The sequence below is a fragment of the Nitratireductor aquimarinus genome, assembly GCF_017255295.1.
In the GTDB taxonomy this organism is placed as follows: Bacteria; Pseudomonadota; Alphaproteobacteria; order Rhizobiales; family Rhizobiaceae; genus Nitratireductor; species Nitratireductor aquimarinus.
In genome coordinates this window covers 720,289-738,531 of sequence record NZ_JAFKDE010000002.1, presented here as the reverse complement: position 1 = coordinate 738,531, position 18,243 = coordinate 720,289, and the positions used below count along the sequence as shown (strand labels likewise).

The 18,243-nt window shown below is 63.3% G+C and carries 24 protein-coding genes; all 24 read right to left on the bottom strand.

Annotated features, from left to right (window positions below; translation table 11 throughout):
* Positions 1 to 6 precede the first annotated feature (6 nt).
* A complete protein-coding gene (locus JYP46_RS03875) occupies positions 7 to 678 on the bottom strand; it encodes a response regulator transcription factor (RefSeq protein WP_206545916.1) in 672 nt (223 codons plus the stop codon).
* 75 nt (positions 679 to 753) lie between these two features.
* Complete coding sequence (locus JYP46_RS03870; RefSeq protein WP_113156228.1) at positions 754 to 1,020, bottom strand: hypothetical protein; 267 nt, start codon at positions 1,018 to 1,020, stop codon at positions 754 to 756.
* Between the two features lie 106 nt (positions 1,021 to 1,126).
* Positions 1,127 to 1,333 carry a hypothetical protein gene (locus tag JYP46_RS03865; protein ID WP_206547315.1) on the bottom strand — a complete coding sequence of 69 codons (207 nt, stop codon included), beginning with the start codon at positions 1,331 to 1,333 and terminating at the stop codon, positions 1,127 to 1,129.
* A gap of 24 nt (positions 1,334 to 1,357) precedes the next feature.
* Positions 1,358 to 5,317: a baseplate multidomain protein megatron gene (locus tag JYP46_RS03860; RefSeq protein WP_206547314.1), complete on the bottom strand. Its 3,960-nt coding sequence runs from the start codon at positions 5,315 to 5,317 to the stop codon at positions 1,358 to 1,360.
* Positions 5,318 to 5,323: 6 nt separating this feature from the next.
* The gene (locus JYP46_RS03855; RefSeq protein WP_206547313.1) at positions 5,324 to 5,797 is read right to left on the bottom strand and encodes an NlpC/P60 family protein; all 474 of its coding nucleotides are present in this window, start codon (positions 5,795 to 5,797) and stop codon (positions 5,324 to 5,326) included.
* On the bottom strand, positions 5,797 to 6,687 hold the full coding sequence (locus tag JYP46_RS03850; protein WP_206547312.1) for a DUF2163 domain-containing protein: 891 nt from the start codon (positions 6,685 to 6,687) through the stop codon (positions 5,797 to 5,799). The genes JYP46_RS03855 and JYP46_RS03850 overlap by 1 nt, the downstream gene beginning before the upstream one ends.
* Positions 6,684 to 7,325, bottom strand: a complete 642-nt coding sequence (locus JYP46_RS03845) for a DUF2460 domain-containing protein (RefSeq protein ID WP_206547311.1) — start codon at positions 7,323 to 7,325, stop codon at positions 6,684 to 6,686. Before JYP46_RS03845 ends, JYP46_RS03850 begins: the two co-directional genes overlap by 4 nt.
* 17 nt (positions 7,326 to 7,342) lie before the next feature.
* Positions 7,343 to 7,897 carry a phage tail tape measure protein gene (locus JYP46_RS03840; protein WP_206547310.1) on the bottom strand — a complete coding sequence of 185 codons (555 nt, stop codon included), beginning with the start codon at positions 7,895 to 7,897 and terminating at the stop codon, positions 7,343 to 7,345.
* 93 nt (positions 7,898 to 7,990) lie between these two features.
* Positions 7,991 to 8,209, bottom strand: a complete 219-nt coding sequence (locus JYP46_RS03835; protein ID WP_206547309.1) for a rcc01693 family protein — start codon at positions 8,207 to 8,209, stop codon at positions 7,991 to 7,993.
* Positions 8,206 to 8,544: a gene transfer agent family protein gene (locus JYP46_RS03830; protein WP_206547308.1), complete on the bottom strand. Its 339-nt coding sequence runs from the start codon at positions 8,542 to 8,544 to the stop codon at positions 8,206 to 8,208. Before JYP46_RS03830 ends, JYP46_RS03835 begins: the two co-directional genes overlap by 4 nt.
* Positions 8,541 to 8,957, bottom strand: coding sequence for a phage major tail protein, TP901-1 family (locus JYP46_RS03825; protein WP_206547307.1), 417 nt, complete (start codon positions 8,955 to 8,957; stop codon positions 8,541 to 8,543). The genes JYP46_RS03830 and JYP46_RS03825 overlap by 4 nt, the downstream gene beginning before the upstream one ends.
* 28 nt (positions 8,958 to 8,985) lie before the next feature.
* Positions 8,986 to 9,393: a DUF3168 domain-containing protein gene (locus tag JYP46_RS03820; RefSeq protein ID WP_206547306.1), complete on the bottom strand. Its 408-nt coding sequence runs from the start codon at positions 9,391 to 9,393 to the stop codon at positions 8,986 to 8,988.
* Entirely contained in the window at positions 9,374 to 9,538 is a 165-nt protein-coding gene (locus JYP46_RS03815) for a hypothetical protein (RefSeq protein ID WP_206547305.1), read from the bottom strand. Before JYP46_RS03815 ends, JYP46_RS03820 begins: the two co-directional genes overlap by 20 nt.
* A complete protein-coding gene (locus tag JYP46_RS03810; RefSeq protein ID WP_206547304.1) occupies positions 9,535 to 9,870 on the bottom strand; it encodes a phage head closure protein in 336 nt (111 codons plus the stop codon). The genes JYP46_RS03815 and JYP46_RS03810 overlap by 4 nt, the downstream gene beginning before the upstream one ends.
* A complete protein-coding gene (locus JYP46_RS03805) occupies positions 9,870 to 10,439 on the bottom strand; it encodes a head-tail connector protein (RefSeq protein WP_206547303.1) in 570 nt (189 codons plus the stop codon). Before JYP46_RS03805 ends, JYP46_RS03810 begins: the two co-directional genes overlap by 1 nt.
* Positions 10,440 to 10,514: 75 nt before the next feature.
* Entirely contained in the window at positions 10,515 to 11,771 is a 1,257-nt protein-coding gene (locus JYP46_RS03800; RefSeq protein WP_206547302.1) for a phage major capsid protein, read from the bottom strand.
* A gap of 10 nt (positions 11,772 to 11,781) precedes the next feature.
* Complete coding sequence (locus JYP46_RS03795; RefSeq protein ID WP_244974828.1) at positions 11,782 to 12,465, bottom strand: HK97 family phage prohead protease; 684 nt, start codon at positions 12,463 to 12,465, stop codon at positions 11,782 to 11,784.
* A gap of 3 nt (positions 12,466 to 12,468) precedes the next feature.
* A complete protein-coding gene (locus JYP46_RS03790; RefSeq protein ID WP_206547301.1) occupies positions 12,469 to 12,828 on the bottom strand; it encodes a DUF6107 family protein in 360 nt (119 codons plus the stop codon).
* Between the two features lie 157 nt (positions 12,829 to 12,985).
* The gene (locus tag JYP46_RS03785; RefSeq protein ID WP_206547300.1) at positions 12,986 to 13,393 is read right to left on the bottom strand and encodes a hypothetical protein; all 408 of its coding nucleotides are present in this window, start codon (positions 13,391 to 13,393) and stop codon (positions 12,986 to 12,988) included.
* A gap of 507 nt (positions 13,394 to 13,900) precedes the next feature.
* The gene (locus tag JYP46_RS03780) at positions 13,901 to 14,182 is read right to left on the bottom strand and encodes a hypothetical protein (protein ID WP_162742257.1); all 282 of its coding nucleotides are present in this window, start codon (positions 14,180 to 14,182) and stop codon (positions 13,901 to 13,903) included.
* A gap of 365 nt (positions 14,183 to 14,547) precedes the next feature.
* Positions 14,548 to 15,159, bottom strand: coding sequence for a hypothetical protein (locus JYP46_RS03775; RefSeq protein ID WP_206547299.1), 612 nt, complete (start codon positions 15,157 to 15,159; stop codon positions 14,548 to 14,550).
* Between the two features lie 115 nt (positions 15,160 to 15,274).
* Positions 15,275 to 16,444: a phage portal protein gene (locus tag JYP46_RS03770; RefSeq protein ID WP_206547298.1), complete on the bottom strand. Its 1,170-nt coding sequence runs from the start codon at positions 16,442 to 16,444 to the stop codon at positions 15,275 to 15,277.
* Between the two features lie 33 nt (positions 16,445 to 16,477).
* Complete coding sequence (locus JYP46_RS03765; RefSeq protein ID WP_236042083.1) at positions 16,478 to 17,776, bottom strand: DNA-packaging protein; 1,299 nt, start codon at positions 17,774 to 17,776, stop codon at positions 16,478 to 16,480.
* Entirely contained in the window at positions 17,709 to 18,182 is a 474-nt protein-coding gene (locus JYP46_RS03760) for a hypothetical protein (RefSeq protein ID WP_222473855.1), read from the bottom strand. Before JYP46_RS03760 ends, JYP46_RS03765 begins: the two co-directional genes overlap by 68 nt.
* Between the last annotated feature and the right edge of the window lie 61 nt (positions 18,183 to 18,243).

Genomic DNA, 18,243 nt, shown 5'->3' with positions numbered 1-18,243 from the left:
GGCGGCCTAACCGGCCCCCGGCTCGCGCAGACGATATCCCATGCCACGCACGGTTTCGATCAGATCCACATCGCCAAGCTTCTTGCGCAACCGTCCGACAAACACTTCGATCGTATTGGAATCCCTGTCGAAATCCTGGTCGTACAGGTGCTCGACCAGTTCCGTGCGCGAAACCACCGTATCCTTGTGGTGCATCAGATAGGCCAGCAGCCGGTACTCATGCGACGTCAGCTTCAGCGGAACGCCCCCCACATCCGCCTTCGAGGCTTTCGTATCAAGGCGGACCGGACCACAGCGCAGTTCAGACGATGCATGACCCGCCGCGCGCCGGATCAGCGCGCGCAGCCGCGCGAGGACTTCTTCAATGTGAAATGGCTTGGTTACATAATCGTCAGCGCCCGCGTCGATACCGGCAACCTTGTCGCTCCAGCGGTCACGCGCCGTCAGGATCAGGACCGGCATCTTGCGCTCGTCCTGACGCCAGCGCTCCAGAACGCTGATGCCGTCCATCTGCGGCAATCCGATATCAAGAACCACCGCATCGTAGGGCTCGGTGTCTCCGAGGAAATGCCCTTCCTCGCCATCGAACGCCTTGTCGACCACATAGCCGGCATCGGTCAGTGCTTCGCAGATCTGCCGGTTGAGGTCCTTGTCGTCTTCGACAACCAGAATGCGCATCAGCCCCTCGACTTGTCCTGTTTCACGTCATTCAAAGGCCACGCACGGGCAAACGCCTCGCCCGGGCGCGCGGCATCAATTGGCCGGCACCACGAACTCGGCGCGTTTCGGGCGTTCCCCGTTACCACCGGGAATGACCACGACCACCCTGCAGACGGTCTTTCCACCCTGGTCTTCGGCTGTTGCCTGAACCAGTTGCCCGCCATTCTGGGCCGCAACCCGTGAACCGACGGAGTAGCAATCGACGCCCGACTGGGCGGCGGCTGCGGACGGCCAGATCAGCACCGGCAAAAGCGCCAGAGCGACCAGCAAGAAGGGTTTATTTGCACGATGCCAGAACATGCATCCGGTGTAGCCCATACAGCCTGAATAGGAAATGAACGGCTGTGTTATTTTACGGGGCGCTGGGTTTGCGAAGGCGGGTCATTGCCCGCCTTCGCAACTTTTTCTAGGCAATCGTGCTGCGGGCATGAACCCTGCCGAAAATGGCGACCAGCCCAGAAATGGCAGTGATGGCCTGCAACAGCCCTTCAGACACGGCCGAACTGTCGATCTCGCCGACCGGATAGCCGAGCATACTCGCCGCCGTCGCCGCAATCGTGACCACAGACGCCCAGATGGTGCGCGAGAGGTACCATGGTTTGCTTCTGATCATCGTCTTCCTTCCCTTGTTGAATGGTCAAACGGTCACTGCAATGCTGGCCGGGTTTCCCGGTCCGGCCTGAGCGCTGACCTGGCGCACGGTGAAATGGATCGGCCCCGCAGCACCCGGAAAATCGGCAGCCCTCTGCGCCGCCTCATAAACCCACTGGGCTGCCGCTGAGGAAACACTGCGCACCACCGCCCCGCCCTCACCCGCGATGTCGACACGGTACTGTTCGCTCGCCTCGCCAAGCGGGATGTCCTCGCCCAGCCAGCTGTCACCATCGATGCGACTGCGCCGTATCCAGGAAATGGAAATGTCGCCATTCGGCAACGCCCGCGCCCTGAGATGAACCGGTGCGAGCGGCAGAAGCGCTCTCGTTCCGCCCGATGCGCGCAACTGGAAGAAGCGGTCACTGCCAAAATCTTCGCCCGCAGGTCCGATGCGCCACGTCCGCTCAAGACCGATTTCACCGGCTTGAAGCCCCGCACTCGCCACAGCCTGATCAAGCAGCACGAACCCCGCACCCGGCGGCGCCCCGGCCCGCATCGCATCCTCTGTGCCCAATTGCCCGCGCAACAGCCCGCTCAGACGCCAGCGGGACGGCGCAATCTCCTCTGCGTCCATGAACTGCAGGATTTCCCAGGCCCCGTTCTGGCTGAAAACGGCAGCGGCATTGGCCCCGTTGAGCAGCCGCGATCGTGAAACCGCTTCAAGAGCACCCGACAGGAGGTCCACCGTCAGGCTCCGCCCTCTGTCGAGACGGCCAGAGCACACGCCCTCAATCGCCTCCGGAAGGAAACCCATCGTGGCGCGCTTTTCAATGGTCGTCCGGACTTCGAACCCGCTTTCCTCCGGAGAAGAAAACACCACGTGCCGTGTCCAGGGCTGCGCATGGACAGCGATGCCTAGCGCATCCTGTGCGCCCTGCATCCCCGGCTGCCAGGGCAGATCGAGCATAAGCGCAAACGCCGCACTTTCGTTGGCTCCTGCGCCGTCACCGGGCGGCAGCGGAAGCGGTTTTGCCGCCGGGGCCGGAATTGCGTGAACCCGCCGCGCCTTTACGCTGCGAAAGGTTCCGTCCTCGATCTCGGTAACGAGGTATCGGGTCTGCCCTGCCGCCTGCGGTATCGTGACGACCGACCCCGGCTCGATCCCGCCTTCGGAAGGCGGCAGGGCGAACTGCGCCTGCTCGCGCGCCGCCCAGTGTCGCAGCAGCCAGCCAGTCGCCTGCGCCTGCGCCTCAGGCGTCGCCAGAACACCCGGAAAGCTCAGGAAATGCGTCTTCTGCCCCTTGGCGCCCACATGCTCGGCCACCGCCGTAGACGCCTGATGATCCTTCATCTCATCGCGATAATCGACATGCAGCCGCGCCGGCAAAGCATGGTCGGGATCACGCACACGCTCAAACACCGGCGCATCGCCCTCGATCACCAGATCGCCGATCTCCTCTGCGTCCTTCACCGCCGCACCGATGGACCGGAACACCAGTTGCCCGGCGCGTTCATGCGCACCGATGCCGAACAGATCCGTAATCGGCTCAAGTGCTGCACGCGCCGTCGAAGGATTGGCCACGACGTAGCCGGTCAATGTCCCATCCGCAGACGCCGTCTCGGCGGGCGGCAAATCATGATCGGCCATAATGGCGTTGATCAGATCCTCGACGGCCAGACCACTTGCCCGGCCATTCAGCCAGTGCCCGCAGGACCAGCTCTCGCCATCGCCCCACACATCCCGTCGGTTCGGAAAGGCCGGAAACGGACGCGCATCCCACGCCCAGACCGAAGCCGTCTCGGGCGAAACCATCGGTGCGTGATAGACGGGCGAAACCGGATTGTGTGCCCCCGCACGCGACCAGTGCGCATAATGCGCCTGCAAAAGACGATGCTGCGCGAGGTCAGACCGTCCGCCACTGGAAAAATAGGGTATCGCCCCTTCCGACGATTTGGCGTCTGGAAACACATTCGGCTGGTTCGGCCCCTTGTCGACGGCGGGACAGCCGATCTCCGTGAAGATGATCGGTTTCGAGGCTGGAACCCATGCCGTCGGCATCGGCTTCTCAATCCCGCCCAGACGGTCGAAATGCGGATTGGACCACCATCCCACCAGATCCTTGTAACGAAAGACCCAGGGCTTGCCGTAAGCGCCATCCATTATCGGCGAGCGCCGCCGCGCCGCCCGGTCCGCCTCACTCGCATAATACCAGTCGAACCCTTCACCGGATGCAATGCCGGCCTTCAGCCCCTCAATGTCATACGGCCCCGAAAACCCGTCCGGGTTTGCACCCGCGTAATCCTCGTCGCGCCAGTCGGACAGGGGCATGTAATTGTCGATGCCGACCGCATCGACCGCATCTTCCGCCCACAGCGCATCGAGGTTGAACAGCACATCGCCACTGCCATCCGCCGGCTGGTAGCCGAAATACTCGCTCCAGTCCGCGCCATAGGTGATGGTCGGCCCGGCCCCCAGCAGGCTGCGCACCTCATTGGCCATCGTCCGCAGACCGTCGACAAACGGAAACTGGCCCGTCCCGTCGCGCAGCCGCGTCAGGCCGCGCAGTTCCGAACCGATGAGAAACCCGTCGACACCGCCGGCAGCCGCCGCAAGATGCGCGTAATGCAGGAGAAAGCGTCGATACCCCCAGTCCCCCGGCGCGCCATTGAAGGCAATCGTCGCCTCGTCCCGCACATAATCGGCAGGAGCCGCAGCGCCGAGAAGCGCCTGAACCTGCGCGCCCGCCGCTGCTGTCTTGTCCGCGCTCGCCGGTTGCCCCGGTGCTGGAAACGAGGTCACGCGCCCCCGCCAGGGATAGGCTGGCTGCCGGGGGCCACCGAACGGGTCCGGCAGATTGTTGTCCGCAGGCACATCCATCATGACGAACGGATAAAGCCAGACCTTCAGACCCCGCGCCCGGATCGCCCGGATCGCAGCCATCACCGTGTTGTCGGAAGGCGTGCCGCCATAGGCCGCGCCCTCCTCGGTCGAAGACACTATCTGCGCATCGTTTCGTTCGACACCCGATACACACCATTTTGCGCCTTCACTACCGAACAGAAGGCGGGTGAACGTCGCGTGGATGCCCATCATGTCCCAGATCGGCCCCCACGGGTTCGGAAGCGCTTCATGGCCATGGGAGACGACCATGGGCTTGATCTGGCAGTTCCCCGCGCGCAGGTCCGTGCCAAACCACGACACAACCAGCGAGATCGTCTTCAGATTTGGAAACAGCGCCTGCAATTCATCCAGCGACGCCTCAAGATCGCTTTCAGCGGATAGCGCGTTCCGGTTGACCAGAACATGCTGCCCCGGCCGTTCCATAATCTTCACCGCCTGCGGCGAAAGCCCGAATTCGGTCGAACCGGGAATAAGCGCCACAGAACCAATGGACCGGTTCAATGCCCCCACCGGACGCATCACTTCGAATTGAAACTGCGGAATGCGCCGCCCATAATCATCGATCGGCATGCGGTCGATCACCGCATAGGCCGTTCCCCTGTAGGCCGGCGCATTTCCGGCCCCCTGCTTCGCTTCAATGAGCGGATCGGGCATCTGGTCATCGGTCCCGCGATAGATGCGGATGTTGACCTTGCTCTGGTCCACCTCCCGTCCATCCGCCCATATCCGCCGCACGCCTGCGATTTCGCCTTCGCAAAGGGCAAACGCCACATTGGCGAAGTAATTGTAGGTGGTGACTTTCGGGCCGCCCTTGCCGCCCTGGCGCTCGGTCGTGCTGGTTTCCTCAAAACGGGTCGCCCAGATCAGCGTGCCGCCGGTGCGCACCGTGCCGTAAAGTCTCGGCAGCGGCGCGCCCTCCTCTCCGGAAAACGGACGCGCCGCCGAAAGACGCGGCCCTTCATAATGCTGCCGACCACCGAGCAATGCGCGGTCAACCACATAGCCGGCCAGCGCGCCCGCAGCCGTTCCAAGCGTCACGCCCACAGGGCCGAGAAAGCCGCCGAGAAACGCACCCGCAGCCTGCAGAACAATCGTCGCCATCGGCTCTCACTTTCCAGATTGAACAGTTACAGGCAGGGGAAACGCGAAGACACCGGCGATCCTTCGCCGCCATTGCGGCACCAGCGCCGAAACGGTCACCGCACCGCCTTCATAGGCATGAACAAACGCATCCTCGCCGCTGAGAATGCCCACATGTTTTGCAGGCAGCCCGCCCCGCCAGCGGAAGAGCACGAGATCGCCGGGCCTGCGCGCTCCGGTCTCCTTCTCGGCACAGTGTCTGCGCGCCGCCGCAAGAAGGCGCTCCTCGCGCGAGGCCTCTGCCCAGTCAGCGCTGTAACTGCCCGGATCTTCCGGCTCGCAGCCATAAACTTCACGCCACACGCCCCGCAGCAGGCCAAGGCAGTCGCACCCCACGCCCCTGCGGCTTGCCTGATGGCGATAGGGCGTGCCGACCCAGCGCATCGCTTCGCGCAGGATCGCCGCGCGCAGCTCCGCCTCGCATCCGATATCGTGGGGCATCATCTCACCAGCGCCCTTCCATCGAACACGCCCTCTTCATTCACATAGCCGTAAGCCGCGTCGTCTCCCGGCAGATGCGGAAAACCGCGAAAATTCACTCCGTTCGAGAACTTGGCCCTGCAGGTGGAAAACCGCTTGTCACAACCGGCAACGATGCTGAACGCATCGCCTGCCTCGCCGCCAAGTGCCGCTTCGCGCCACAGCGAAAGCCGAACCGCATCCCCCGCCCGGCCATGCGAGACGATCCGCTCCTTTCGCCCCGCATGCGCCCCGCCGGTCCAGGTCAGAACGCCATTGTCGAACCAGCCATTGGAGAAGCCGCCAATGCCATCAACGATGACGACGCCGCCGTCTTCCACGCGCACAAGCGTTCCAGTCCCCGCAAAATGCGCATCCGCAAGGTTGACCTTGCAGGTGCTGTCGCCCAGTTCGGCGTCGCAGTCGCGTCGCACCGTGCGCCCGTTTGGCTGATCAAGCGCCCAGTTCTCGCTTTCCAGCTCGGCAATGAAATGCCCGTCGCGCCGCGTCACCTTGCCGATCACCGCAACCCGCACCCGCCTGAACATTGCCGGATCGCGCCAGTTCACCAGCAGGGTCTCGACCTTCGCGCCGTCATAAAGACCGGAAAGAATATCCTCTTCCGAAATGTCGATGGCCGAGAGCGCCCCTTCCACATCGACGCTGTCGACGGACAGGCCAAAGGACGATTTCGCCTCGCTCGCGGTAAATCCGCTTTCCGGCGCAAACAGCGTTCCGTCGCACAGGAGTTCCCTGTCGTGGTCGGTGAAGCCAAGTACAGTCCCATCGCTTCGGCTCAGCCGCCAGCAATGGCAAACGCTTGTCGCTTCCCCCTCAAGATGCGCCGCCAGCACGTCACCAGTCTGCGTCATGCGAAAATCTCCACCAGCGGTATGGTTGGGATCTGCCCGGCCCTGAAGGCGCTCAGGCTTACCGAGAGCCGCTCCATGTCGAAGCGCACCGGCACATCGAATTCAAAGCCGGCCGTCACAACCGCGCCATCGACCGGCGTTGCCCCCGGCTGAAAGACCACTTCGCCCGTTTCGCCATCCACGGCGTAATCGAGCGAGGTCTGCATCTCTGTTCCGTTCACCGCGACCAGAACGGTCTCCGCCACCGGATGCGTCACCGGGCGCAAGACCGCATCTTCTCCATCGCCATAGGTCTTGGTCAGCGCAAACCGCGCCGTCGCGCCATCACCCGTGCCGACCCTCTGGTCGAGCGCCGATGGCGTCGCCGAAGGCGCACACGACTTCATGTCGAACGGATCACGAAAACGGAAACCGTGCAGCGATCCGCGCCGCGCCTCGAAGAAGGCAAGCACCGCATGCACATCGTCGAGCGAGCGAAGCCCCGTCCCCGCGTCGTAATAGCGCCGCGCCAGCGCCTGCCGCGCATTGCGCTGTTCGCGTCCCGAGACCAGTTGCACGATCTCGTTTCGGCGCTCCGGCCCACCCGTCGCGCCGAACGAGATCGCGAGCGGAAACCGCACGTCGTGAAAGCTATTCATGCTGTTTCCTTCCGCGCTCAGAGCGTCCGCGCCCCGCGCGATACGGCGCGGGTCAGCATGCCGGTGATCTGCGCTTCGGACTTGCGAAACGACCCGGCGTCAGGCGTGGACACGTTGAAGACAATTCTGGTCGCCGCGCCGCCGCCACCGCCAGCGGCGACGCCAAGACGGCCATCCGCCCCGCGCTGCAATGGCAGGATCGCCTCCGCGCCAGCCTCGCCCATCAGCCCCACATTGCCGCCCATGGGAAAATAGGTGGGCGAGGAAACAACACCGCCGCTCGCAAACGGCACCACCCCGCCCTTTGCAAAAGGCATGATGCCGCCCAGCACGCTGGAAAACAGCGAGGAACCGAGCGCCGCCAGGGGCTGAAGCGCCTGTGAAAGCGCCATGCTCGCCAGGTTCATGCCGATATTGCGCAGCACATCCTCAAACGACTTGCCGCTCACCACCGCGCTCTTCAGCGCCCCGGTCATCTGCCGGCCAAAACCGTCAGCCAGCTTTTCCAGATCGCCCAGCGCTGCCTCGAAAGGCCTGGTGTCCGCGCGAATTTCAAAGGTCACATCTTCCAAGGCATCGTCTCCGCCTGGCGCAATTCCGGGAAAATCGGGAACCGGCTTTCCGTCCGGAATTGCGCAAAATCAAACAATTGGAGCGTTTTGCAGTCAGGTGAGATCACGGTCGGGGAACCGCTCCATCAGCCGGTCGAGATCGTTGCGGGCAGGCGCGCCCGCCCCGTCCCCGCACAGGGCTTCCAGCGCGCAGTTCAGTTCGCGTGGCGTCATCGACCAGAATGCATCGGGTGAAAGCCGCAGCACCCCGAAGGCGAACCCCATCACATCGTTCCAGGGGAATGGCCTCGGGCGGGCTGCTGCGGCGTTCAAGGGTTTTCCGGCGTCTCCTCCGCCCCGCCAAAGGTGGCGGTCAGGAGCGCGCTCACGATGCGCGCAAAACCCGCCGCCCCTTCATCGCAGCGCATGGAGCGCACATCCTCGTCGCTGATGGCATGACCGCCTCCGCGCAGTCCCGCAGCGATGACGCGCAGCATGTCCCGGGCCGAAAGACGCCCGCTGGAAAAGCGCGCGGCCAGTTCCCCCAGATCGTCGGCAGCGAAGGCGTCTTCGAGTTCCGCCAGCGCGCCCAGCGTCAGGCACAGCCGGTAATCCCTGCCATCGATGCGCGCCGCCACTTCGCCGCGCCTTCTGTTCACGCTGCTCATGGGGCCACCGCAAAGCTCACCGCACCGGCGGATTCCAGCGCAATCTCAAAGGTCACCTCGCCATCATGATTACCGCTATATTCCAGCGCCGTGATTTGAAACGGCCCCGCCACCACGCCGAAATCGGGGATCGCCAATTGCCAGCTGGCGATCTCGCCTGCGAAAAAGCGACTGCGGATCGCGCCATCTGACATGCTGTCCTTGAAGATGCCCGACCCGCTGATTGCCGCCCGCTGCACGCCGCTGCCGGCGAGCAGTTCGCGCCAGCGGCCAGCCGAATCCGCATCCGTCACGTCCACCGTCTCGCTGTTGAAGGCGAGGCGCTTGGCGCGCAGCCCTGCCACAGTCGTAAAAGCCCCCGCCCCGCTCGTGTCGAGTTTCAGGAGCAGGTCCTTGCCCTTCTTGGCCACCATGCTTGTCCTCCAGGAATGTGTTGATGTCTCACGCGGGCTCGGTCACGGCGCGAAAGCGCATCAGCCCGTGATAGGCGGCGAGATCTTCGTCAAAGCGGATTTCTCTGCTCTCGCGGCGCAGATTGACCAGAACATAAGGCGTGATTGCCGCCGGCAGCGCGGCCAGAGCCGTCTCGATCAGCCCCATCAATTGCAGCGCTTCGCTCCGCCCCTTGCCGCTCGACCAGACATTGATCGTGAAGAAGTGCTCGTCGCCCTCTTCCGTATCGGTGCTCCAGTCATGCGTGCTTGCCGGGCCGAACGTCACATAGGGATAGGCGGTGCGCACCGGAGCCAGGTCATGGAGCTTGCGCCCGCCCAGCGCGCTTACAAGTGCCGCATTCGCAGCCAGTGCCCCAAACACCGCCTTTTGCAGTTCAAGTGCGGCGTCGGTCATCGGCACGCTCCCTGTCTTCGGCCCGCGTCTTTTCCTTTGCCCGCGCCTTGCGCCGCGCCTCGTCCCCCGCCTCGGCTGCCCGATGCGCCAGCCGCCGCAGCGCGCGTGTCAGGCCCTCGCCGGTCAGTTTCATGCTCGTCTTCATGACGGCTCCTCCTCGGCGAGACACACCAGATAGCGCCCGGTCTCGTCAGGATCGTGCGCCGTGACGATCCGAAAGACCCGACCCGCCCTCAAAAACCGCATGCCCCCCGCAACACCCGGCCGAAACCGCAGCGTGATGCGATGCGTCACCCGCTCATGGTTCTGCGCCGCGCCAAAAGGCGCTGACGCCCGCACTGGTTCAATGAACCCGAAAACCGTCGCTATCTCGCTCCAGCTCTCGGTGTGACCGCCCGCCCCGTCGGGCGTCAGCGTGGCGCTTTGCAAACTGAGTTCAGTTCGAAATGCGCCGGGGTCGATGAATTGCACCCGCATCACAGCCTCGGCGTCCGATAGCGGTTCACGAGGCGCTGATAGCCCGCCGGCAGCGAAACCGGCTGATCCTCGGCCCCGAACGAGGCGCGGAATTCGAACCAGTGCGCGACGAGAAGCAGAATGGCCCGGCGCAAAAGGTCCGGCACATCCGTGCCCGCCTCGCCATAACCAGCCCTGAAGTCGATCTCGATGCCGTTCAACCGGCGTCCCGGAAGCGGTCGGTCGCGAAACGCCAGCCGGGCCGGCTGCGCATGCGCGTCGAGCTGATAGCCCGCCGGATCAACCACCGAAGCCGCGCCATCACCGTCGAACACGGTCACCGAAAACACCTGCCGCACCGGCGTCCGGTTCAAAAACACGATTGCGCCCTGCGGCCAGTTATCCAGCGTCAGCCGCCAGGACTGGTCGATCAGCGCCTCTCCCGTCGCCTTCTCCACCTCCGCGCGCGCGGCGCGGATCAGCCCTTCGATGAGCGCATCCTCGCTGGCATGACCGACCCTCAGATGCGCCTTTGCTTCGGCAAGCGTCACCGGCTCGACCAGCGGATCAACCGTTCGGAAAAGCGTCATGTAAAAACTCCCGTTCAAAGAAAACGGCCCCGGAACGCATTCCGGGGCCGCATCGGCATGGTCGTCGAGGGAGGGCTAAACCGTGCCGAATTTCAGCAGCTTGACCGCATCGAAGTCCTGAATGCCGCCGCCGACGCGCTTGGTCGTGTAGAACAGCACATAGGGTTTGGCGGAATACGGGTCGCGCAGCACCCGCACGCCCGCGCGGTCCACCACCAGGTAGAAGCGGCGGAAGTCGCCGAAGGCAATGGGCGTCGCGTCCGCGCCGATGTCGGGCATGTCCTCGGCTTCTACCAGCGGGAAGCCCATCAGCATGGCGCGGCTGCCGGGCGTCGCGGGTGGCTGCCACATATAATTGCCGTCCGCATCCTTCAGCTTGCGCAGCGTCGCCTGCGTCTTGCGGTTCATCACCCAGCTCGCGTTCTGGCGGTAGCCCGCCTTCAGCGCATAGACCAGATCGATCAGCACGTCAGAGGAATCCGTTGCCGGCAGCGCGCCTGCGGCGCCCGTCACATTGTAGCCGACATTGCCCCAGCTCCAGGTGGCATTGGCAACCCGCGCATAGCTCAGAAAGCCCTTCGGCTTGTTGACCCCGTCACCATTGATGAAGGCCGCGCCTTCCTGCTCGGCAAAAGCGGTTTCCACCTCGCTTGCAATCCACTGGTCCAGATCGACCACCGCATCGTCGAGCAGCATCGCCGTTGCCGCCGGCATGGCGTAAAGCTCCGCCGTGGGAAACTGCAACTCGTCCAGCGTTCCCGTCGCCGTCTCCGGGCGCGCCGCCGTTTCGGCAACCCAGCCCACCGCCGGGCCGGTCACCGCAAAGGGCTTTTTCAGAACCGCGCTCGAAACCTGCCGCACCGTGGCGATGGAACGGATCGGCGAGAGCTCTGCCAGCCGTGCGCCAATGGCCGCTTCCGTCTCATCAGGCACCAGATAACCGCCATCCGGCGCAGAGCCGTAGGACATCGCCTTTTCTTCAAGCGAGCGCATGGCGCGCTCGTCGCCCGAGCGCATATAGGCGTCGAAGGCCTGTTTGCGCTCCAGATCCTGAAGCGCTGCGCCGCCGCCACGCCCCAGCACCGGCCGCGTCTTCTTCAGCACCAGCGTGTCCAGCGCCTGCTTCTGCTCATCAAGCGCCCGCGAGATGCGCTCCACCTTGTCCACGGTCACCACATCGGCGCTGCGCGTCTCGATCTGCTTCAGCTTCTCGTCATTGGCTTCCTTGAAAGCCTCGAACGCGTTCATGAATTCATGAAACGCACCCGTCACGTCACCTTCGTCGAGCGCCGACTTCACCTCGGGCGCGCGTTTTGCCAGTCCTGCCGTCATTTCCTGATCCTCAATCGTTGAACATCCGGGCCGCCTGGCGAATTGTCGCCGCCAGCCCGTCATCAAAGCCCCGCGCAGCGTCCCGCTCGCGTCTCAAGGCGCCAAAGCCCTTGGCGATCACCACCCGGGCCTCGCGCCGCGTCAGGCCGGCATCCTGCGTCAGCCATCGCTCAAATGCGCGCGCCGTGGGCAGTGGCGCGCCCCTTCCCTCCGCCTTCACCTCGTCCACACGCGCCTCCGGCAGCATGGGAAAGGTGACCACGGAAATCTCCCAGAGATCCGCCTCCACGATACGGCGCACGCCTGTCTTCGCCTCCGTCTTCGCCTTCACCGTGCGAAAGCCGATGGAGAGCCCGTCGAGCGCCCGGTCGCGCATCAGCTCCCAGACCTCCCGCGCCCTGGCGACGCCAAGCGCCAGCCGCCCGCGCACCAGAAGCCCGCGCGCGTCCTCGCGCAGCTCGTCCCAGGTGCCGATGGGCTGGTTCGGATCGTGCTGAAACAGCATCCGCACCCCTGCCGCCCCGCGCTTTTCAAGCGAGCGCGCAAACGCGCCCCGCTCCACCGCGTCGCGGCCAAGGTCGACCCGCCCGAACAGGCTCGCATAGCCGGAGAAGGTTCCGTCCGCCTGCACCGTTTCGATGTCGAGCCCGGCATATTTGCGCTCGTCGGGCATCGGCGCGCTCTTTGCGTGCATCCTCTAGCGTCCTTTCTGTTCGCGAAGACGATCATGCCTCTCCTGCGGCAGCGCCCCGACCGGGCGCGCATGGAGATAACGCAGCGCCAGACCGATGGCGCTCCACGCGCAGAGGCTTGCCACCGCCGCGCCCATCAGCATGGTTTCCGCCGCTCCCAGCCGCTCCGTCAGTTCCAGGATCTCGGCCAGTTTCAGCCCCGTCGCCCCGCCGAAAACCATCCCGCAAGCCACGCCAACCGCAAAGCGGATCGCCGCATCACGCCGGTGGCTCGGCAGGATATAGGCAAGCGAAATCGCGGAGCCGGCCACAGCGCCAGCCCCCTTTGCGAGCCATATCCAGCCCGCATGGGTCATATCGGTCATCAGAAAATCCTCGTTCGGGATCTTGTTCAAATATCCGGGCTCAAATGCCCGGCTGCCTACCCGGCCTCCAAACGCCAGACGGCAGACAACAGACAGCCCTCATGGTGAGCCTGTCGAACCACGCACCGCGCTCACTTCGCGCGGTTCGCAATGTTCATCATTCATGAATCCACCATTCGAACCCGCGATCATGGACCAGTTTTTCGGCCAGTTCAGCTCCACCGCCTTCGCCGATAAAAAGTTGCGGAATGACGGTGGTACAAATTTCGCCCTTACCACATGTCCAGTTTCCGTCTCCGCCCAGCACAAACCAGTCCTCCAACGAATCCAGCAGGGCGCTGGTCTCGCTTTCAGTTAAACTCGGACAGTCACCGGGACTGAGTATCCTCCACGAGAAACTGACGAGCTCTCTCTGCTTCAAATCTCTGATCGCACTGCAGTATTCGATCAAATCTGCGCTTGAAGGCGGATGGTACACCGTGTTGATGAGAGTAAAGACATTGTCCTCCCAGCTTTCCTCAAGCGAAGCCAGAATCCTTGCACCGATTTCATCGATCATATTCATGGGTCGCTGCCTCAATCGGTGTCAGGAACGGGTGTGTGCGGCTGCTCCTTGAGGTCACCCCTCATCCTATACCTGTAGTAGAATTTTGAAAGGATTTTCGCGTCAACTTTAGTGCGGAAATTCTCCCGGAGGCTTGCCATGATGCGAACGCCTCGCCGGTATGCTGGTTGCGGTAGATCACACCATCTCCACTTTTGGCATTGCGCTCAAATCTGTACCCGTTTCGAAAGAGCTCTTTCAGCAACCACCTGCGTCCCCAGAGAGGACTAAAATGGGGAACCGCCCCACGGGTGAGCTCCTGAAATCGATCACGCGCCTGTCGAGCAACAGCTTCGAAATGAAGTATTTCACCGTGTATGGTGGACGTAGCGCTTGTCGATCCGCGCCGCCCACCCGGCTCCACAGCGCCTCCCGATCATCGCCGGAAAGTTCCATTGCGAGTTTCATCCCTTCAGCCAGGCGGCAAAAACCTCGGGAACTTCCATCACTCACCTCGTCATCGCCAATCTACCCGGCACGCAGTGCCTCAAGGAGCTCCCGATAAAAAAGCTCCGCATACCCTTTGCGAAGGTAGCAATCAGAGCCCGTTTCTGACCAGATTTTCACCAAATCCTCATCGTTCAGCCCGTCCGCCAGCAACCGTTCGATAAAACCGGATGCAATTTCCTTTTCTTGCGCGGTCAAGGACCGAGCGAGATAGGCTGGCAACTCGTCATCAGATCGAACGACAAGCTCCACATCGGCATGCATATGGCGCGCCATGCGAGTAAAAGCGTCTGGAACAGACACTGTCTTTCTCCCGGCCTTGTTCTGCGGTCCCCGTAAGGGAGGCAATCAAGGCATTGCCCTACGTGTGCCGGAGAAAATACCGCACGAGGCACAAAACCATAGAACTAACGATGAATAAAATTAACAACGAGGCAGAGAACCATGACAAGGCCAATAAAAATAAATTCCCCCACTCTATAAAATCCGATTTCGACACCAAATCAAAAATAAAAATAAAACCAGCCCCAAATCTACAATCAAAACCTTCGTATGAAGCACAATATGAAGATTGAGGATTATGATCTAGGGCTATATAAACAATATAAATAGATATAAAAACCGATATAATAAGGGAAAATATTAAAATTTTCCCAAAAGAAATATTCCTACAAATCCCACCACGGTTCTTCTTCATAGATTTTCTGAACACGAGCCCCATAACCTGAAACCTGCTCTACTGACAGATTGTTGTACAGCGTTGCTACCTTTGCAACCGTAGGCTCTTTCACCCGCTCTGATATACGCTTCAGCAAAGTCACTCCGGCTCGAATATTGGTCGCCGGAACCTGTAGATCTTCCCGACTCCAGCCAAAGCCCGACCAATATGACACATGGACATTCATCGGCAAAACCGTCTTGGGCCGAGGGTGCAGCCGATCATAGTACCCATGCGTGGTCTCCATGTAGACGATGGCCATCACCAATCGATGATCGACATCTTGTGCCGACGCCTCCTTCAGAATGTCCACGGCATGCTCAAACACCTCGTTCATCTCATGGAGTTCGTAGATTGGTTTGCTGCCGTTTGCTTCTGAGTTCGCCTCAACCTCAAAGACTGCGGGCGTATCCTTGATTATACTTCTTTTCCTGTCTGCCGATCTTTGCAGGACAGGTGCTTCATCCTGCCCCATAGCGCCGGAACCAGTGCCCCCCCGCCTCCATCCGTCCACCGCCCGCCACCAGGATTTCCCGCCGGCACGCGCGGCTGAAGGTGCCATCTGGGATTGTATTTCAGTGCCATCTCCAGCCGCGCGGCGGCGGCCAGCAGGCGGAACCAAGCGGCCTCCCCGCGCATTCGGGCGGCAAGCATCCCCGCATCCAACATAATGCGCCTCACTCGCCGCGCGGGCCATAGCCTACGGCCCGGCGTTTTTCCTCGTCACTCAGGAAGTCGGCTGCGCCCACCCGGCTCCACAGCGCCTCGCGCTCGGCGGCCAGCCCCTCGATGCCGTCCGCGTCGTACCAGAGCCGCACCCCAGCGCCGAACACCGGCTGGAGCCAGGCGGAGAACTCCTTCGCCACCCGCCCCACAAGCGGCAGCACGGTCAGACGGTAAAAGGCCCGGTTCGCCTCCTGATAATTGGCATAGGTGTTGTCCCCGGGAATGCCAAGCAGCATGGGCGGCACGCCGAGCGCCAGCGCGATGTCGCGGGCAGCCCCATTCTTCGCCGCCATGAAGTCCATGTCGCGCGGCGAAAGGCTCATCGCCTTCCAGTCGAGCCCGCCTTCCAGAAGCAACGGTCGTCCGGCGCGCGCGGCGCCCGCATAGCCCTGTTCCAGCTCCACCTTCAGCCGGTCGAACTGGTCGTCGGAAAGGTTCCCGCCCTCTTTCGGCGCATAGACCAGCGCTCCCGAGGGCCGCGCAGAGTTGTCAAGCAGCGCCTTGTTCCAGCGCGCCGCCTGATTGTGCGTGTCGAGCGCCATCAGCGCCGCGCCCAGCGGCGCGAAACCATAATGATCGTCGAGCGGATGAAAGAGGGTGAGTTGCAGCGCTGCCCCCGCCTCCAGCGGCACACGCTCGCGCGCCTTGCCCTCGCGGTAGTCCAGCGCCACCGGCCAGCCACCCGCATCCGCCACCACCGACACCCGGTCCGGCCGCAATAGATGCAGTTCGCGCGTGCCCGTGCCCGTTTCCAGCATGCGCAGATAGGCATTGCCCGACAGAAGCAGATGCCCGTAAAGCGCCTCCATGAAGCCGCTGCCGGCCTGGCGCTGGTTGGGCCGCGCCATCAACTCCAGCACCGGATGCGCGTCATGCTCCCGCGCACCTTCATAAAGCAGCCACGGGATCGCCGCCGCCGCCTCCGCCACAAGCCGCACGGCGCGATGCGCAATCGGGTTGGCCATAAACCCCTCGCGCGACATCGCAGCATAGTCGCGCCGCGAAAACCGCGCCTCCGCTTCCCGGTGCAGCGCGACGAAACCGCCGGCATGCATCTGTTTGGTTTCAACCGGCGCGTCAGCACCTCCCGGACGCCTTGCCCAGGGCCAATACCAAGCCATGTGATTTTCCCGATCTGTGTTTCTTTGTCTGCCTCAGCCGAGCGCGCGCACACGCGGCTCCCGCCGGTTCGAAAGCATCAGTTCACTCAGCGCCCAGACCAGCGCATCCACCCGGTCCGGTGAGTGCCCGCCCGAGAGACCATCGAGGCCGAAATCGCACATCTCGTCCTCAAGTGCCGGAAAACGCTCCGCGTGGCGCACCCTTCCCTGTTCATAAAGCGCCGCCACCGGCTCCGCCCGCAGCCACTTGCCGCGTGTTGCCCGCACCGCCTTCACCGGCACGCTCGCGTCAACCGTGGCGATCACCGTCGCCACCATCTCGCCGCCCTGGTTCACCTCCGCCACCAGACAGTCGGCACCGAGCCGGCGATAAAGCGCTACCGCGCGCGCCGCCCATTCCTGTGGCTTTGCGCCCTTCACCGTCTCATCGCACAGCAACACGCCATGGCCCGCCGCATCGAGCCCCGCCGCCACCAGCCCGCAGGCGTCCGAGCGGCGGCCCGAAGCAGCCGGCGGATCCACCGCCACCACAATGCGCCTCAAGTCTCCCGCCCGTTCTGCGCAACCCGCCGCCTCCAGCATTGCCCGCGTCCACAATGCGTCAGGCCGGTCCTCGATCAGCTCGCCGTCAAGCTCCTGCCGCCCCAGCCGCGTGCCCGCATAGCGCTGGCGGATCGCCCGGATGAAGCCCGGCGCAAGATTGTCCCGGTTTTCGTCCGTACGCATCCGCGTCACCGTCACATGCGGATCGTCCATCAGCCGGCGGATCAGCGGGATCGGTCGCGGTGTTGTTGTCAAAAGCTGCCTTGGCCGCTCGCCAAGCCGCAGTCCGAATTGCAGCATGTCGAACGTCGCATCCGCCAGCCGCCATTTGGCCAACTCATCGCACCAGGCGGCATCGAATTGCGGTCCGCGCAGACTGTCGGGATCCTCTGCCGAGAACAGATGCGCCACCGCGCCATTCTCCCACACGATGCGCCTGCGGCTTGCCTCGAAACGCGGGCGCGCGCCGCGCGACACGGCAAGCACCCCCGACGGCCCCTCCACCATCACCTCGCGCGCATCGGTCAGCGTCTCACCGATCAGCGCCAGCCGCCCATAGCGCCGCCCGCCGGAAAAGGGCGGCAGACCGCGCACCAGCGCGTTGACCCATTCAGCCCCCAGCCGGGTCTTGCCCGCGCCGCGTCCGCCCATCACAAGCCAGCTGTCGAAAATCGCGCCAAGCGGATATTGCGCAAGCCGCGCCGAGCCCAGCCATTCCCGCTCAATCGCCAGCGCCAACCGCTTTTGAAGGTTCGCCCGCGCCCAGCCCTCCCGCCAGTTCTTCGGCAAGGCTGCGAATGCGTTCGTCGATGCGTTCGAGTGCGGCGGCCATGTCTTCATCGCTTGGAGCCTGCTCTGCATCCGCATCCTGCTCACCGGCAGCGTTTTCACGCATCTTCTCAACCATCTTGAGCATCGAGCCCAGCGCATCGATCCGCGCCTTGTCATAGGCGTCATCGCGCACGCCGCGCTCAATCGTCCGCTCGAGCTCCGTGAAGATCAGCCCCGTCAGAACCTCTGCCCGGTTCCCGCAGGCGCGGGGCTGGACGCCATCCCGCGTCTTCCACCCTTCCGTCTGCGCGCGCTTGCGCAACAGCCTCTCCGAGCGGCCACTGGCCAGCGCCAAGAGCTCAAACGAGGCCGGCGCGCCCTCACAAAGCGCGCGCAGGGCCATCAGATCGGCCGAAACCGTCATGCCCAAGAGACCCTCATGAGATCGCCATCCATTTTCGGAAACAAAAAAGGCGCGCCTTCGC

Excerpts from the sequence above, each read along its gene's own strand:
- JYP46_RS03875 (WP_206545916.1), bottom strand. The coding sequence starts at position 678 with ATGCGCATTCTGGTTGTCGAAGACGACAAGGACCTCAACCGGCAGATC.
- JYP46_RS03870 (WP_113156228.1), bottom strand. The coding sequence starts at position 1,020 with ATGTTCTGGCATCGTGCAAATAAACCCTTCTTGCTGGTCGCTCTGGCG.
- JYP46_RS03865 (WP_206547315.1), bottom strand. The coding sequence starts at position 1,333 with ATGATCAGAAGCAAACCATGGTACCTCTCGCGCACCATCTGGGCGTCT.
- JYP46_RS03860 (WP_206547314.1), bottom strand. The coding sequence starts at position 5,317 with ATGGCGACGATTGTTCTGCAGGCTGCGGGTGCGTTTCTCGGCGGCTTT.
- JYP46_RS03855 (WP_206547313.1), bottom strand. The coding sequence starts at position 5,797 with ATGCCCCACGATATCGGATGCGAGGCGGAGCTGCGCGCGGCGATCCTG.
- JYP46_RS03850 (WP_206547312.1), bottom strand. The coding sequence starts at position 6,687 with ATGACGCAGACTGGTGACGTGCTGGCGGCGCATCTTGAGGGGGAAGCG.
- JYP46_RS03845 (WP_206547311.1), bottom strand. The coding sequence starts at position 7,325 with ATGAATAGCTTTCACGACGTGCGGTTTCCGCTCGCGATCTCGTTCGGC.
- JYP46_RS03830 (WP_206547308.1), bottom strand. The coding sequence starts at position 8,544 with ATGAGCAGCGTGAACAGAAGGCGCGGCGAAGTGGCGGCGCGCATCGAT.
- JYP46_RS03825 (WP_206547307.1), bottom strand. The coding sequence starts at position 8,957 with ATGGTGGCCAAGAAGGGCAAGGACCTGCTCCTGAAACTCGACACGAGC.
- JYP46_RS03820 (WP_206547306.1), bottom strand. The coding sequence starts at position 9,393 with ATGACCGACGCCGCACTTGAACTGCAAAAGGCGGTGTTTGGGGCACTG.
- JYP46_RS03815 (WP_206547305.1), bottom strand. The coding sequence starts at position 9,538 with ATGAAGACGAGCATGAAACTGACCGGCGAGGGCCTGACACGCGCGCTG.
- JYP46_RS03810 (WP_206547304.1), bottom strand. The coding sequence starts at position 9,870 with ATGCGGGTGCAATTCATCGACCCCGGCGCATTTCGAACTGAACTCAGT.
- JYP46_RS03805 (WP_206547303.1), bottom strand. The coding sequence starts at position 10,439 with ATGACGCTTTTCCGAACGGTTGATCCGCTGGTCGAGCCGGTGACGCTT.
- JYP46_RS03800 (WP_206547302.1), bottom strand. The coding sequence starts at position 11,771 with ATGACGGCAGGACTGGCAAAACGCGCGCCCGAGGTGAAGTCGGCGCTC.
- JYP46_RS03795 (WP_244974828.1), bottom strand. The coding sequence starts at position 12,465 with ATGCACGCAAAGAGCGCGCCGATGCCCGACGAGCGCAAATATGCCGGG.
- JYP46_RS03790 (WP_206547301.1), bottom strand. The coding sequence starts at position 12,828 with ATGACCGATATGACCCATGCGGGCTGGATATGGCTCGCAAAGGGGGCT.
- JYP46_RS03785 (WP_206547300.1), bottom strand. The coding sequence starts at position 13,393 with ATGAATATGATCGATGAAATCGGTGCAAGGATTCTGGCTTCGCTTGAG.
- JYP46_RS03775 (WP_206547299.1), bottom strand. The coding sequence starts at position 15,159 with ATGGCACCTTCAGCCGCGCGTGCCGGCGGGAAATCCTGGTGGCGGGCG.
- JYP46_RS03770 (WP_206547298.1), bottom strand. The coding sequence starts at position 16,444 with ATGGCTTGGTATTGGCCCTGGGCAAGGCGTCCGGGAGGTGCTGACGCG.
- JYP46_RS03760 (WP_222473855.1), bottom strand. The coding sequence starts at position 18,182 with ATGACGGTTTCGGCCGATCTGATGGCCCTGCGCGCGCTTTGTGAGGGC.